General features: G+C 72.1%; 8 protein-coding genes. 2 read left to right on the top strand and 6 right to left on the bottom strand.

Annotated features, from left to right (window positions below):
- Window positions 1-24 precede the first annotated feature (24 nt).
- The gene (locus tag AB0I94_RS33315) at window positions 25-645 is read left to right on the top strand and encodes a TetR/AcrR family transcriptional regulator (RefSeq protein ID WP_363313453.1); all 621 of its coding nucleotides are present in this window, start codon (window positions 25-27) and stop codon (window positions 643-645) included.
- Between the two features lie 84 nt (window positions 646-729).
- Here AB0I94_RS33315 and galE read toward each other — a convergent pair whose 3' ends face one another.
- From galE to AB0I94_RS33295, 4 genes are all read right to left on the bottom strand, one after another.
- Entirely contained in the window at window positions 730-1,752 is a 1,023-nt protein-coding gene (galE, locus tag AB0I94_RS33310; RefSeq protein WP_363313452.1) for a UDP-glucose 4-epimerase GalE, read from the bottom strand.
- A 64-nt stretch (window positions 1,753-1,816) separates the two neighbouring features.
- On the bottom strand, window positions 1,817-3,463 hold the full coding sequence (locus tag AB0I94_RS33305) for a glycosyltransferase family 2 protein (protein ID WP_363313451.1): 1,647 nt from the start codon (window positions 3,461-3,463) through the stop codon (window positions 1,817-1,819).
- 35 nt (window positions 3,464-3,498) lie between these two features.
- Entirely contained in the window at window positions 3,499-5,088 is a 1,590-nt protein-coding gene (locus AB0I94_RS33300) for a hypothetical protein (protein WP_363313482.1), read from the bottom strand.
- A 2-nt stretch (window positions 5,089-5,090) separates the two neighbouring features.
- The gene (locus AB0I94_RS33295) at window positions 5,091-8,582 is read right to left on the bottom strand and encodes a CDP-glycerol glycerophosphotransferase family protein (protein WP_363313450.1); all 3,492 of its coding nucleotides are present in this window, start codon (window positions 8,580-8,582) and stop codon (window positions 5,091-5,093) included.
- A gap of 168 nt (window positions 8,583-8,750) precedes the next feature.
- Between AB0I94_RS33295 and AB0I94_RS33290 the strand changes: the two genes are divergently transcribed.
- Window positions 8,751-10,847 (top strand): bifunctional glycosyltransferase family 2 protein/CDP-glycerol:glycerophosphate glycerophosphotransferase, encoded by a 2,097-nt coding sequence (locus AB0I94_RS33290; RefSeq protein ID WP_363313449.1) that lies wholly within the window; start codon window positions 8,751-8,753, stop codon window positions 10,845-10,847.
- Here the strand turns inward: AB0I94_RS33290 and AB0I94_RS33285 are convergent.
- Window positions 10,832-13,684, bottom strand: coding sequence for a stealth conserved region 3 domain-containing protein (locus AB0I94_RS33285; RefSeq protein ID WP_363313448.1), 2,853 nt, complete (start codon window positions 13,682-13,684; stop codon window positions 10,832-10,834). The two genes, AB0I94_RS33290 and AB0I94_RS33285, sit on opposite strands and share 16 nt — an antisense overlap.
- Window positions 13,685-13,771: 87 nt before the next feature.
- Window positions 13,772-14,818 (bottom strand): hypothetical protein, encoded by a 1,047-nt coding sequence (locus tag AB0I94_RS33280; protein WP_363313447.1) that lies wholly within the window; start codon window positions 14,816-14,818, stop codon window positions 13,772-13,774.
- Window positions 14,819-14,878 lie beyond the last annotated feature (60 nt).

The raw sequence follows: 14,878 nt of genomic DNA, 5'->3' as shown, positions 1-14,878 counted from the left end.
GTCGTCACGTTCTATGCTGTCCGCATGACGACGAGCAGGCCAGGAGATGAACAGCCGCGCCGCAGGGCGCCCGCGGGCGCCGCGGTGCTCCGCGAGGATGTGACCGAGGCCATCAGATCCGCCGTCTTCGAGGAGCTGGCGGCGGTCGGATACGCGCGCATGTCCATCGAGGGCATCGCACGCCGCGCGGGCGTCGGCAAGACCGCCGTCTACCGGCGCTGGCGCTCGAAGCTGCACCTCGTGCTCGACCTGGTGTCGGCGATAGCGGTGCAGGGACTCCCGATGCCGGACAGCGGCTCCCTGGAAGGTGACCTGCGGCTGCTGTACGAGGTGACGTCTCGCGCCCTGCGGCATCCCGTGGCCTCGCAGGTGATCCCGGATCTCCAGGCGGAGGCGGCCCGCAACCCGGAGATCGCCGAAGCCTTGCAGAAGGCCTTGCGAGAGGGGCAGCACGGCGTGGCGAACGGCATCGTGCGGGCCGCGGTGGCGCGGGGGGAGGTGCGGGACGGGGCCGACGAGGACCTCGCCCTCGACCTGGTGTCGGGGCCGCTCTACTGGCGGTCCGTGGTGGTGCGCGCGGAGCTGCCCAAGGGGTATCTGGGCAGCCTCGCCACGGCTACGGCGGCGGCGCTGCGGGCGCTGTGAAAGCCCCAGCGCCTCCCCATGCCCCAGGGCCCAGGGGAGGGCCCAGGCCGGGGCCATGACTCGGGGGAGGATTGCAGGAAAGTCTCACGACACGCCGGTGTGGGGTGGGATTGGTGGGACTTTCTCGCGATCGGAGCCGGACGCGAGCGTCCGTACCCACCCCGCCCACGCCGACGTCACCATCTCGCGCACGTCCCGCTTGGCCGACCAGCCGAGCTCCGTGGCGGCGCGGTCCGCCGAGGCCACCACCCGGGCCGGGTCGCCGGGGCGGCGGGGCGCCACGGTGGGCGGCAGGTCGTACCCCGTGACCTCGTTGATCAGGGTGGCCATCTCCAGGACCGAGACGCCCTCGCCGCGGCCGATGTTGAGCGTCAGGTCGGTGCCGCGCGGAGCCGCCGTCAGTTTGCGGGCCGTCTCCACATGAGCCTCCGCGAGGTCCGCCACGTGGATGTAGTCGCGTACGCACGTGCCGTCCGGCGTCGGGTAGTCCGCGCCGAAGACGCGCGGTGCCTCGCCGTCCGTGAGCTTCTCGAAGACCATCGGAATCAGGTTGTGGACGCCTGTGTCCGAGAGGTCCGGGCTTGCCGCGCCCGCCACGTTGAAGTACCGCAGCGACGCCGTGGACAGGCCGTGCGCCCGGCCCGCAGCGCGGACCAGCCACTCGCCCGCCAGCTTCGTCTCGCCGTACGGGTTCATCGGGGCGCAGGGCGTCTCCTCCGTCACGAGGTCCACGTCCGGCATGCCGTACACCGCCGCCGATGAGGAGAAGACGAAGGACGCGACTCCTGCCCGCGTCACCGCCGACAGCAGGGTCCGCAGCCCCTCCACGTTCTCGTGGTAGTAGCGCAGGGGCTGCTCCACCGACTCGCCCACCTGCTTCTTCGCCGCCAGGTGCACGACACCCGTGACGGCGTGCTCCGCCAGCGTGCGGGCCAGCAGTTCCGCGTCGAGGGTCGAGCCGGTCACCAGCGGTACGCCCTGCGGGACGCGCTCGGCGATGCCCGTCGACAGGTCGTCGTAGACCACGGCCCGCTCGCCGGCCTCCGTCATGGCGCGGACCACGTGAGCCCCGATGTAGCCGGCGCCGCCGGTGATCAGCCAGGTCATCGTCAGTCAGCCTTCTGTGTGAGATCGGGTGTGCAGTGTCGCAGAGGTGTGTGTACAGGCAGCGTCAGCGGCCTGCTCCGGCCACCCACCGCGCGAGGCGCCTGCGCGCCACCCCCAGCACGCCCCGCATCCCCGGCGCGAGCCGCACGGCCAGGTTTCCCGCCTGCGTCTTGTACGGCTGGGCCAGCAGAATCCCCCTGCGGGACGGCAGCGCGGTGCGCCGCAGCAGCCCCGGACCCGCCACCGCGCGCGCGGTCGTCTCGCGCGCCGTCCCGTCACCGAAGTGCAGGCGCAGCCGCACGTCCCACACGCCGCCGCCGAGCGAACCCAGGTCGAGGACGGCCTCGGTCAGCCAGGTGCCCATGTCCCCGGCGCCGAACGCCGCCGTGCGGCGCAGCACCGGGCCGTCGCCGCTCCTGGGCACGAGCTCCACGTCGACCGTCGTCGGGCCCGCGTCCGCCACCCGCCCGTACAGCTCGTGCAGCCGCAGCGTGAGGCGGCTCCCGCCCACGCGCGGACGCAGCTCCGCGTCCACCGCCAGCGGCAGGAGGCGGATGGGGCGCACGAGGAGGTGGTCCAGAGTCACCTGGGGGAGGTCGGAGGACCAGACGGGAGTCGTGCCGTCGGCCGACAGCGCGTAGGGAGGCGCAAGGCGCGCGGGGCGGGCCGCCACCTCCTGGAGGCGGGGCAGGTCGCGCGGCTCGGGGGACGCGAGGATCACGCGGGCGATGATGCGGCCCGGCGCGGGCGCCGCGTCCAGGTCGGCCGTGTCGAAGGTCGCGAGGTACGCGCGCGTGGCCGTCCACCACTCCCGGCGGTACTCCGGGCTGCGGGTGGTGAGCTCACGCGCGTACATCCGCAGGCTGTGGTCGATGAACTTGGCACGCGCGGCCCGTGCGAGCCGCTTGCCGGCATCCCCCGACACGCTCCGCGCCTCCCGCAGGATCTCGACGGACTGGCGGTGGGCCTCCAGACGGGCCTGCCAGTTGGCGATCCCGGAGCGGTCCAGGGAGATCGACAGCTTGGCGGCCGTGCGGCGCACGTTCCATACGTAGACGGGGTCCGTGATCAGCGCGATGCGCGGGCCCGCCGCCAGGACGCGGGCCGTGAAGACGAAGTCCTCGTACGTGAAGCGGCCCTCGGGGAAGCGGAGGCGATGCCCGCGCAGGAAGTCGGTGCGGTAGAGCTTGTTCACGCAGAGGGTGTCGTGGACCAGGCGGGTGCGCAGCTCGGGGCGGGCGATGAGACGGGGCTTCGTGTAGAGCATCGGCTGCCAGGTGCTCTCGCGCCCGGAGGGCAGTTCGCGGCGTACGCACCGGCCGGTGACCACCTCGGCGTCGTGCCGCGCGGCGGCCTTGAGGAGGGCGTCCACCGCGCCCGGCGGCAGGACGTCGTCGCTGTCGAGGAACATCACGTACGCGGACGTCGTGGCCTCGATGCCGTCGTTGCGGGGAGTGCCGCAGCCGCCGCTGTTGGCGGCGCGACGGATCGGTTTGACGCGCGGATCCTCCTGGGCGAGCGCCGCGAGCAGCTCGCCGCTGCCGTCCGTCGAGCAGTCGTCGACGGCGATCACCTCGCGGACGGCGGGGCCCTGGGCGAGCGCCGAGCGCACCGCGTCCGTGACGTGAGCGGCGTCGTTGTAGCCGATCACGACGACGCAGACCTGGGATGACGGGGGCGACGGGGGCGAGAGAGACAGGGAGGGATCCACGGGGGAAATGTTAGAGGTTGCCAGTAATTATCCGATTAAGGGGTCTTCTGGCGGTTCGTGTCCTCGTCGCTCGCGTCCGTGCCGTTCCGGTTCGTGTGCCCGTCACCGACCCGCGCAAGCACCTCACCTGTCCGCGGTCCCCACGCCACCACCACCGCCTCCTCGGGCACCTTCTGGTGGCGCGCGAGCAGCAGCCAGCGCACGTCGTAGCGGCGGACGATCCGCGTGCGTTCGGCGCGGGTCGATTCGTCGGAGAGGTAGTCGCGCACCTGCTGGAGGCGGTGGTTGCGCGCCTCCTCCGCCAGCGAGGCGTCCGGCCAGGTGGGGGCGACGAGGTTGACGCCGAACGCCGGGAGGGACCGGGTGGGGTAGTAGCCGTCGGTGAGGACGACGTCTCCCTTGTGCATCCGGCTCACCGCCCACTCGTAGCCCGGCCAGCGCGGCGGCTGGTCGAACCCCACCGGGTCGAGCGCGCGCGGCACGACAGCGCCCGCCTGGAGCGTGAAGAAGCCGATGGCCGCTCCGGTGGCGGCCGCACCCCCCAGAGCCGTGCGCCACCGGCGCCAGGGGCGGGGTGCGGCCAGCTCGACGGCCAGGGCGAACTGGAGCGGGACGAGGGTCAGGCCCAGGATGCGGCCGTAGGTGTAGTGACCGCTCAGCCAGCCGTACGCCACGACGGCGCAGTCCAGGGTGAACATCAGGACCAGCGGATCGCGCCGGTTCCTGTAAAAGCGCAGTGCGAGCGCCGGCAGGCCGATCAGCGCGAGCCAGAACCTCTGCGGCATCTCGGTGTAGAGCTGCCGGTGGATCCAGTCGACGCTCTCGTCACCGACGAGCGAGAAGACGGAGTAGTAGGGCCAGCTCGCCGCGATCACCGCCGCCGTCACGGCGGTCGCCGCCCACTTCCACGCCGCCGCGAAGGGCCGCCGGGCCGAGGCGGCGAAGGCCACCACGCCGATTACCGCCGCCACGGACGAGATCGGATGGACGAGCAGGATCACCCCGCACAGGGCGCCGAGACCCGCGTACGCCACGACGCCTCGCGGCGACTTCGCGAGCGAACCCGCCCACGCCCACGCCCAGAACGCGAGACCGATCGCGAACGTCGACGGGTAGGCGAGGTTGCCCGTCATCGACATCAGACCGAGGTAGCCGCTCCACCACGCCATCCGCGTGCCCCAGAGCACCACCATCGCGAACAGGGCGAGTACGGGAGCCCATCGACGCGGCGTCAGGACCTTCACGAACCGACCGATGCCGGTGAGCAGCACCAGCAGGTTCAACGGCCCCGCCAGCTTCACGACCTCCCACCCCGCGAGCCCGGTCACCCGCGCGAAGACGCCCTGCGCCACCGTGTACGGCGAGTAGTACGGGCTGCCCGCGCCCGGCAGGTCCGCCATCGGGTGGCGCGGGTGCAGCAGGTCCGCCTTGAGCCGCTCGACGACCGCCGCGTGCTGCCCGAAGTCGCAGCACAGCGGAACCCGCCAGAAGGCGAGCGACATGACGATCCAGAACAGACCGCCGAACACGACGTACGGGCTCGGCCGCCACCGTCTGCGCCCGTGCAGGGCCGTCGCGCCGTGCACCTCGCGGCGCGTGAGGGGGCCGGCCCCCCGCGTGGCCATGGTCATCGCATGAGCCTCTCCGCGACACGGGCCGCCGCCCGCCCGTCGTCCAGGTCGCAGTAGGCCTCGCGGAACGCCGCGTACGCCTCCGCGTGCCGGGCCGTGAGCGAGTCCAGGTCGCGCAGCGCCTCGACGACCTCGCCGGTGGAGGCGAGCAGCGGCCCCGGGGCGCTGGTCTCGAAGTCGAGGTAGAAGCCGCGGACCGTGTCGCGGTAGTGCTCCAGGTCGTAGGCGTGGAAGAGCATCGGACGCCCGGTGTGCGCGAAGTCGAACATCAGGGAGGAGTAGTCCGTCACCAACACGTCCGCGATCAGCAGGAGTTCGGCCGCGCGGGGGTGGGACGACACATCGCGTACGAAGGGTGCGCGGGCGCCGGGCAGCCGGCCCGCGGTCAGCGGGTGTTTGCGGACGAGGAGGACATGGTCGTCACCGAGCACGTCCTGGGCCGCGGCGAAGTCGAGCGCGGGTTCGTAGCGGAAGCGGCCGGGGGAGTAGGCGAGGTGGTCCCGGTAGGTCGGCGCGTACAGGACGATCCGCTTGTCCGGGGCGATGCCCAGATCGCGGCGCACACGTTCGGCGACCTTGCCGCGGTCGTCGGAGAAGAACACGTCGTTGCGGGGCGAGCCCGCTTCCATGACCTCGCCCTCGTAGGCGAGCGCACGCCCCAGATGAGGGGTCGAGAAGCGGTTCGGGGAGACGAGCACGTCCCACTGGCGCGAGAGCCTCGGCAGGAGGTCCAGGTGGCCGTGGTCGGCGTAGAGCGTGTCGGTGAGGTCGGTGCCGATGCGCTTGAGGGGCGCGCCGTTCCAGGTCTGTACGACGGTCTGCCCGTCCCGCCTCTCGAAGAAGTCGGGCAGATGGCCCGCGGTGACGACGCGCCGGCAGCGGGCGAGCGCCTCGTAGAAGGCCGTGCTGTGCTCCTCCACGCCCTTCGCCCCGGCGGGCACCCGTGTCTGCTGGTCCTGGGTGACCCACAGGTGCTCGACGTCCGCGCCGCGCCGCACCAACTCCTCGTGGACGGCGCGCGGGGAGTCCCCGTCGAAGTAGAGCACCGCGTCCCGCAGGGGCTCTGTGCGCCGGCGCGGATAGTGCGCCGTACGCAGCCGGTGCTGCCGGTAGGCGCCCCGCTCGCCGCGCGTGAGCACGGACCCGGCTTCGATCAGCAGCCGGTCCCCGAACCGCCGGTCGACGGTGAACTCCCGGCCGTGGACGGTCTGATGGAGCGGGAACGCGGCGGACACGGAGGCGAGCGACCGCACGGGCATGCCGTCCCGCGAAGCGCCGTGCGCGACGGTGTCGCCACCCGCTCGCCCCGCCTCCCGCAGGAACGCGTACCAGCGCCCCTCCCGCAGCGCTCCGCCGCCGGGCGCCACCACCCCCCGAAAGCGCCCGGCGGAACGTTCCACCGGCACGGTCACTTCCTCGTCCCTGCCGCTGTGCCGGAGCACCAGTTCCGCCGCGCCCCAGCTCGCGTCGGACACGGTGCCCTCGATCGTCAGGGTGCCGTCCGTGCTCCACGCCACCCGGTCGGCGATCGGCTGCCGGGTCAGCTCGACGACCAGCTGGCCCTGGTCGTTCGCCGACGCGCACAGTTCGCGGCCCGCCGTGCGTGAGGCGTAGCGGCCGGGGGGCAGGTCCAGGGCCGCCGCGAGGGACTTGAGCTTGCCGTCGGGCAGCACCAGGTTGGCCTGCCAGCGGTCGCCGTGCGGGGGCTCGACCTCTTTGGGGGCCAGGTGCGGGGTCGGCGCGATGTCCTCCAGGTCCGCGAGGCGCACCCGGACGTCGAAGCGGTCGTCGCCCGGCAGCGTCACCGGGTAGTCGAACTCCGCCGTCGAGTGCTTGTGCGTCAGGCGCAGGGCCGTCGGCCGCAGGTGGCTCGGCAGATGACCGCTCAGGACCATGTCGTCGCCGTCCCGGTGGTGGGCGTCGACCCGCGCCACGTACTCCTGGATCCGCAGCACCAGGCGGCCCTTGCTGAAGCCGAGGACGAGGCGGAGCCCGTCGCCGAGTTCGCGTACGACGGACTGGGCGGCCGACCCGTCCAGGGGGCGGACCGCGGCCCTGCGCACCGAACCGTGGCCCGCGACGATCACGCCGAGCAGCCAGTTGCCGGGCCGCCACCGGCCGCCCGTCTTCAGCTGCTCGGGGTCGACGGTCAGCTCGAACCCGGAGAGGTCGTAGCAGTGCAGCTGCTGTTGGGAGTTCTCGGTGGCCTGCGGGGTGGCGACCGTCCGGGTGGGGACCCTCCTCAACCGGGCTTTTCCGCGGGTCGACTTGAGGAGGGCGGCCTTGACGGAGTGGCCGGGACGCGTCGCCTCCAGGTTGCGGACGTACGCGTATCCACGGATGCGCAGCAGCCCGTCCGGGCTCCAACTCGCTTCTCTCACCCGGGAGATGACCGGCAGCTCGCCCCGCCCGAGCCTGGCCAGTTCCTGTGGCACCCGGATGTGCCCGCCGGAGCCGCGCGGATAGGCGGCGCTGCGCCGCACCACCCCGCGGACCTGGAAGGCGTTCTTGTTGTTGCGCTGTTCGAAGGTGAGCAGGTCGATCAGGTCGGCGGTGCGCCCTTCGCGTACGAGATGCCATTTGACCCGCAGGGAAACCGGTAGCCCCGTGACGACCCCCGGATCAGCGCGGCGCAGGAACGCGGCGGCGCCCTTCACGAAGGCGGCGCGGTACTCGGGCCCGCCCATCGGGAGGCCCTCCAGGAAGTACACGAAGTCGTCGCGCAGGCAGGAGGCGTCGTACGTCTTGCGCATCTCGGGCGCGTGTTCGGCGAGGAACGCGCTGACGTGCGCGCACGCCGCGATCCGGTCGCGCACGCCCTTGACGTCCGTGCGCCGCCGGGTGATCGAGCCCTCGCGCACCCGCCAGTAGTAGACGTGGTCGCTGAGCACGTCCACGGAGCCCGCGAGGAAGTGGGCGGGAATCATGACAGGGGTGTCCTCGTACAACTTCCCCTCGGGGAAGGTGAAGCCGTGCCGATCCCAGAAAGATCGCCGGAAGACCTTGTTCCAGGCGACGCGGTCGGCGAGGAGCTCCAGGTCACGGCTGATGTGCGTGCGCGAGCGCGGTTCGGTGAGCCACTTGTACTGCCAGGCCTGCTGCCGGCCGCGTTCGTTGAGCCGCCAGACGTTGCCGCTCGCGAAGTCGGAGCCGGTCGAGTCCAGGCTCCCGGTCATCCGGGCGTACGCGTCATGCGGCACGACGTCGTCGCTGTCGACGAAGGCCAGGTACTCGGCGGTCGGGGTCGCGTGCCGCACACCGGTGTTGCGGGCGGCGCTGAGCCCCGCGTTCGGCTGGCGCACATAGACGAACCGTGGGTCCTTCGCCGCGAACTCACGTGCGATCCGCGGGCTGCCGTCCGTCGAGCCGTCGTCGACGAGCACGGCCTCCAGGTCGGCCATGGTCTGCCCGGCGATCGACTCCAGGCACTCCTCCAGAAACTCTTCGACGTTGTAGATGGGCACGACGACGCTGAGACGGGGCTGCACGGCGACCGGCCTTTCCTACGCTCCCGGTCAGGGGAGTGTGCGAATCATGGGAATACGGGGGTATTCATCCCTTTTGCCCGTTCCCGTCAATCTTTTTGCCTTCCTTCACCCCAATGAGTGAGGGACGGTCTTCGACAGCGCGTGTCCGGGTGACTACCTTCGGTGTTCATGTCGCGCTTCTCGGTCGTCGTCCCCGCCCATCGCGTCCAGGGCTACCTGAGGGAATGCCTGGACTCCGTGCTCGACCAGAGCCTCGGTGATCTGGAGCTGATCGTCGTGGACGACGCGTCGCCGGACGCGTCCGCCGCGATCGCCGCGGAGTGTGCGCAGCGAGACCCGCGCGTGCAACTCGTACGCCTCCAGGACCACGCCGGCCCCGGCCCCGCCCGCAACACCGGTGCGGACCACGCCACCGGCACCTACCTTCTCTTCCTCGACGGCGACGACCTGCTCCTGCCGGGCGCCCTGGAGGCGATCGCCGAGGCCCTCGACACGGCGGACGACCCGGACGTCCTCCTCTTCGGCCACGACCGCGTCGACTGGTGGGAGAACGTGCGCGCGAGCGGCGACGACCTCGCGGGAGACCCCCTCGCCGTCACCGTCGCCCCCTGGAACCGCGTGTTCCGGCGCGCGTTCTGGCAGGAGCGCCGCCTCGCGTTCAGCGACGGCCCGTACGAGGACGTGGTGCCGGTACGGCGCGCGACCCTGACCCCCGGTGCCCGCACCGCCGTCCTCGAACAGAATTGCGTCCGCTGGCGCGAGCGGCGCGGCGGCAGCTTCGCCACGACGCCGGGCCGGGCGCACTTCGCGCTGATCGGCCGGTACGAGGAACTCCTTGCCGCGGCCGACCCCGCCGACCGCGCCCGGCTCGCCCCGCACGCGGCCAGGCACCTGCTCGCCGTGCTCGACGACGCGGGGCGCGTCACGCCGGGCGACCGCCGGGACTTCTTCCGCGGGGCGGCCCGCCTCTACCGGACGTACGGCCCGGCGGACGCGGCGGCGACCCTGGGGGAGCGGGCCCTGGCCACTGCCTCGTACGCGGCCTACGAGGCGCACCGCAAGAGCCGGTCCCGCAGGTCGGGCGTCACCCGGAAACTCAAGGAGCAGAAGAAGAGACTCCGCGCCCGGGCCATGCGCCTCACCTACCGGGCCGACCTGCGCCGCCCCCTCGACCCCCACCTCGCGGTCTACGGCGCGTACTGGAACCGCTCGGTCTCCTGCAACCCGGCCGCCATCCACGCCAAGGCACGCGAACTCGCCCCGCACATCAGGGGCGTATGGGTGGTCTCCTCCCGCAACAAGCACCGAGTGCCACCCGGGGTCGAGTACGTGATCGAGGGGTCACGCCACTACTGGCAGACGATGGCGAGAGCGACGTACCTCATCAACAACTCCAGCTTCCCCGGCGGCTTCACCAAACGCCCCGGCCAGACCTACCTCCAGACCCACCACGGAACCCCGCTCAAGAAGATGGGCCTCGACCAGCGCCGCTACCCCGCGGGCACGCACGGCATCAGCTTCCAGAAGGTCCTCGACCACACCGACCAGTGGGACTACAGCCTCTCCGCGAACCCGCACTCCACGGAGGTCTGGGAGCGGGTGTATCCGTCGACGGCGTACGAGGCCCTGGAGGCGGGATATCCGCGCAACGACGTCTACTTCACGGCGGGTAAGGAGGAAATCTCCCGTATCCGCGAAGAGCTGGGGATCGCGGACGGCCAAAGGGCGCTGCTCTACGCCCCCACGCACCGCGACTACCAGAAGGGCTTCTCGCCCCGCCTCGACCTGGAGCGCTTCGTGCGTGCGCTGGGACAGGAGTACGTGGTGCTGGTGCGGGCCCACTACTTCTACGGCGCCGACGCGGGCCTGCGCGCCCACCCTCAGCTCATCGACGTCACCGGCCACGCGCGCGTGGAGGACCTCTGCCTGGCCGCCGACGCCCTCGTCACGGACTACTCGTCACTGATGTTCGACTACGCCTGCCTGGACCGCCCGATCGTGACGTACGCCCCCGACTGGCAGGCCTACCGCCTGGCCCGGGGCACGTACTTCGACCTGCTGTCCGGGCGGCCGGGGGAGACGCCGGGGGCGGTGGCGAGGGACGAGGACGAACTGGTGCGGCTGTTCCGGGACGGGGCCTGGGACTCGGCGGAGGCGACGGCGCTCCGGGCCGCCTTCCGGGACCGGTTCTGCCCGTACGACGACGGAGGAGCCGCCGAGAGGGTGGTGCGGCGGCTCTTCCCGGCGGATCAGCTCCGCTCGTAGGGGGAGCGGACCGGGAAGTACGCCGTCAGGAACGAGCGGATGGCCAGCGCCATTTCCTCCTCCGTCAGTTCGCTGTTCGGGGACTCGCCGATGCAGAAGGCCGTCTTGTTGCGGCCCTGGAGCAGCTGGCCGAGGCGCGCGTGGTCGGCACGGTTGCCGATGTCCACGAAGTCGTACGCGATTCCCGCGGGCACCGCGCGGCCGGTGAGGTACGCGTAGTGGTGGTGCAGGGACGACACCAGGGCGTAGTCGCCGTTCGAGCGGAAACGGCTGCGCGCGGTCGCTTCGAGCTCTTCCGGGAAGCGTTCGGTGAGCTCCGCGAGCACGCTGCGGTGCAGGGCGTAGGGCGCGTGGAAGAAGCTGTGGGTCGTCGTTCTGCCGAACTCGCGCCGCAGCAGCTCCCTGTTGTTCTTCGCTGCCGCCAAGTACGCCTCGTCGCCCGGCGATACCGGCAGCGCGGGCACCGAAGCCGACGACCAGAAGAAGCGGGCGGTGCCCGAGCTGAGGAAGAAGGTCTCCGCGGTGGTGGGGCGGCCGAGGAACATGTCGTCGTTCAAATAGAGGAAGTGCTCCGACAGGCCCTCGATGCGGTGCAGTTGGCTCTCGATGGAGTGCGAGTTGAAGGTGGGGAGCGCGGCGTCCGGGTCGGCGAAGAGGTCACGGTGGTCGATCACCGTGATGCCCGGGTGGTCCTCGTCCAGCCAGGGCGGACTCTGGCCCGCCGTGACGAGGTAGATGTGCCGGATCCAGGGCGCGTACATCGCCAGGGAGCGCAGCGAGTAGCGCAGCTCGTCGCGGTTGCGGAAGCGGACGGCGCCGTGGTCCGGCGACGCATCGTCCTCGGGCCGGCCGAGAGCCGCGTCCCGGCGGGCGCGCCACTCGGGGTCGGAGTCGTCGACCCAGGTGTAGACCGCGTCGATGGGGAAGTCCACGTCGCCGATGAGGACTTGGGCGAAGACGTCGAGCGTGGGGCACGTGCGGTCGGCCACCCGGAGGGTGGCGGTGGGCGCCAGGGAGGGCAGCTCGGATCCCGCGAGGGTGGTGCCGAAGGGTGCTCGGCGGGCCTCGCTCCCGTCGGCCAGACCTCCATCGACACCGCCGTCCTGCGCGACCCGCGGCCAGAACGCCACCGTGCAAGCCTGCTGGACTCCGTGCCGCAGGGACAGTGTCGTCGTGGTCACCGGTTTGAAGATCTTGACGCCCGCGACCTCGCCGATGCCGTCGAGCCGCTCGGCGAGTACGACTCCGGGAGCCGCGTCCCGGGGGTGGATCAGCTCCGCGTAGACCGGCTGGCCGTGCAGGGACCCGGAGAGGGCCTTGAGCGCTGCCTCGCGCTCGTCGTCGGCCACGGCAAGGGTGTGCGCGGTGCCGGACGTACGGACGAGGACGTACGGAATGTCCTCCGACTCCAGCGCGGTGGCCGCGATTTCGAGGTTCCAGTCCGTCATGGCCGGCGCGAGGATGTCGTCGCGGCGCTCGGCCAGCCGGCCCACGGAGCGGATCAGCAGGCCGCTGGTGTCGGCGGCGGCGATCTCGTCCTCGCGGGCGCGCTCCTCGGTGCTCGGCGGGGCGTCCAGGGTGTACGGCGTGGTCGGGCGGAAGCGGCTGCCCCCGGACGCGACGCCGAGCGCCACCCGGTCCGCGCGGTCGTCGAGCCGCTCGGGGGCGTCGCGCCGCGCCACGAGCCGGGAGTACAGCTCCTGCCAGCGCGCCGTGACGTCGACGGAGGAGAAGCGGGCGTAGACGCCCTCGCGTGCGGCGTGGGCGTAGGAGCGCCTGGTCTCCGGGTCGCCCATCAACTCGCTCATGGCGGCCGCCAGTTCATGGACCTCGCCGGGCGGCACGAGCAGCCCGTCGACGCGGTGCCTGACGATCTCGGCGGGCCCGGTCAGGACGTCGTACGCCACGACCGGCACGCCTGCGGCAAGCGCTTCGAGCAGCACGAGCGGAAACGCCTCGTTGTGCCCCGCGGTCATCAGGGTGAGCCCCGCCTTGGCCCATTCCGCGGCCATGTCCTGGCAGGGGCCGAGGAGCTCGACCCGGTCCTGCAAGGCGAAGCCGTCGACCAGGCGGCGCAGGCTCTGCTCGCGGTGGCCGCCGCCGAAGACGCGCAGGGTCCAGTCGGGGTAGGCGTCGGCGACTTCGGCGAAGGCCCGCACGGCATGGTCGACGCGCTTCTCGCCGGTGAGGCGCGCGGCCATGACGATGACCTTGCTCTCGCCGTCGGCGCGCGGCCGGAAGCCGTCGGGCACGGCGTTCGGGATGACCGCCAGTTCGGGGGCGGTGGCGCCGAGGGACTCCGCGATCCAGTCGCGGGTGCGGTCGGTGAGCGTGACCAGGGCGTCCAGGCGCGGCGCGTAAAGGAGCAGGGGTTCGCCGGAGGGGCCGCGGCGCTGGGTGGGGCGGTGCTCCTGGTGCACGGTGACGACCCTGGTGGGGACGTGTTCGACGGCGGCGGCCATCAGGGCGGGCGTCGTGGTGACCAGTACGTCGGTCTCCAGGGTGGTCAGGGCGGCGGCCATCTCGATGTCGGAGAGGCGGTCGAACGCGGACTCCCAGGAGGGCTTGATCAGTTCGCTGGGCAGCGCGGCCAGGGTGCGGCAGGCGGCCTCGTCCAGGCGCGAGCCGCGCACCGGACGCTCGGGGCAGACCGTGCGGTCGACGAGATAGCGGACGGGGAGACTGCGGGCCTCGGGGAAGAAGGGCTCGGGGCGGGTCCGGAAGACGGAGATGACCTCGACGTCGTGCCGGTCCGCGAGATGCTGCGCCTGGGTGTAGGTGGCCAGCTCGGTGCCGCCCATCTCGTCGCCCCAGCCGAGCAGGTACGTGATCTTCATGAGGTCTCCTTCATGAGGTCTCCTTCATGAGGTCTGGCTCATGAGGTCTGGATTTACGAGGTCTGGCTTGTTCGGGTCTGGCCGGTTTCAGGTCTGGTCCGTGATGTCCCAGCACGTGACCGCGAAAGCGCCGGACCTGGTGAAGTGCGCGTGGGCGCGGACGAGTGAGCCGCCGGGGAGGGCGTAGACGCGGAACGGGGTCGGGTAGGCCGCCGAGGGGTCGCGCACATCGGAGAGCCAGCGGCCGAGCGGCATCGGGGGTACGGCCGCGTCCGCCGCACCGGCTCCGTCCCGCACGACGTGGAAGTCCCACACCCACTGGCCGGGGCTCGCCCCGGCCATCTCCCCGAGCGGCAGCCGGAAGCTGAACTCCGCGCCGTCCCACACCGCGCCGACCGGCACGGTGACCCCGTCCCGCCGCCGCACGGCCTTCGCCCGCCACCGCCGCGATGCACCCGCCATGACGAGCCGTCCGTGTACGACGATGCCGTCGCCGCCGGGCACGAACCGCACGAGTTCGGCGCGGGGCCTGGACCGGGTCACCTGCAGAACGGCGCGTCCGCTGCGGCATCGGACGACGCGGATGAGCGTGCCGGTGCGGGGGTCGGGGGCGTGGCGGACGGTGGGCGTGGGCGGTGGTTCGGCGTCTTCGGCGATGCCGATGCCGCGCCGCCGGACGCGTCCGCGGGCGTCGACGGTGACGACCGTGAGCCGCCAGACACCCTCACCGAGGCGAGGCCGGGCAGGCGTGCCGGGGGCCCCGGGGCCATCGATCCCGTCACGTACGTCGCGTACGTCGCGCAGTGTGGCCGTCCCGGCGAGCAGCGGGCCCCCGTGGGCGTGCTGTTCGAAGGCGAGCGGAACGCGGAACCGGCGGTGGCCGCGCGAGATCACCAGATGGGCTCCCTCGGCCTGCTCATCGGGGAGGGCGGCGACGGCGAGATTGAGCGTACGGCTGTCCCGGATCGACAGATGCACGGGCGCCGGAAGGAGCGCCGGAGCCCCAGCCCCGACACGCCCCGCTCCGACACGCCCCACCCCGACCCGGCCCGCGGCCGCGCGTTCCGCGCGGAAGCGGGTGGCCCGTGCGGTGGCGAGCAGCCGCCGTGCCGCGGGCGGCAGGACCGGGATCATGGCGTGAACCCAATGTGGTGCATTGGGCCACTTTGCCCGTGTTCACCTCAGGGTGGTGTG

Origin of the sequence: Streptomyces sp. NPDC050147, from assembly GCF_040660195.1 — a bacterium.
GTDB lineage: Bacteria > Actinomycetota > Actinomycetes > Streptomycetales > Streptomycetaceae > Streptomyces.
Note: the sequence above shows the minus strand (reverse complement) of the source record. Positions and strands in the feature narration are given on the sequence as shown.

What these genes read in the sequence shown, in the direction of transcription:
- AB0I94_RS33290 (WP_363313449.1), top strand. Translation starts at nt 8,751, where the DNA reads ATGTCGCGCTTCTCGGTCGTCGTCCCCGCCCATCGCGTCCAGGGCTAC.
- AB0I94_RS33280 (WP_363313447.1), bottom strand. Translation starts at nt 14,818, where the DNA reads ATGATCCCGGTCCTGCCGCCCGCGGCACGGCGGCTGCTCGCCACCGCA.
- AB0I94_RS33285 (WP_363313448.1), bottom strand. Translation starts at nt 13,684, where the DNA reads ATGAAGATCACGTACCTGCTCGGCTGGGGCGACGAGATGGGCGGCACC.
- AB0I94_RS33300 (WP_363313482.1), bottom strand. Translation starts at nt 5,088, where the DNA reads ATGGCCACGCGGGGGGCCGGCCCCCTCACGCGCCGCGAGGTGCACGGC.
- AB0I94_RS33315 (WP_363313453.1), top strand. Translation starts at nt 25, where the DNA reads ATGACGACGAGCAGGCCAGGAGATGAACAGCCGCGCCGCAGGGCGCCC.
- galE (WP_363313452.1), bottom strand. Translation starts at nt 1,752, where the DNA reads ATGACCTGGCTGATCACCGGCGGCGCCGGCTACATCGGGGCTCACGTG.